Source organism: Campylobacter sp. 2018MI13, assembly GCF_018501135.1.
Classification (GTDB): Bacteria; Campylobacterota; Campylobacteria; order Campylobacterales; family Campylobacteraceae; genus Campylobacter_E.
In genome coordinates this window covers 1-255 of sequence record NZ_JAHCZC010000322.1, presented here as the reverse complement: position 1 = coordinate 255, position 255 = coordinate 1, and the positions used below count along the sequence as shown (strand labels likewise).

Annotated in this window: 1 pseudogene; it reads left to right on the top strand. The window is 32.9% G+C overall.

The features are described from left to right. A pseudogene (locus KJQ99_RS10215) lies at positions 1 to 255 on the top strand (methyl-accepting chemotaxis protein); the annotation flags it as partial.

Below are 255 nucleotides of genomic sequence, written 5' to 3'. Positions count from 1 at the left end.
ATGCTAAAGGTAGAGTAGAACTTGCAACTAATATGTTAGGTAAGCAAATAAGAGATATGTTAAAAACAAATCTTGAAACTGCAAGAAACCTACAAGATAAATCTAAAATACTAAAAACAAGTGTTAGTGATATAAACGAAGGTGCAAGAAAGCAAGCAAGTAGCTTACAAGAAAGTGCAGCAGCAGTAGAAGAGATGAGTGCATCTATGCATGCAGTAAATCAAAAATCAAACGAAGTTATTAAAAACGGAGAAG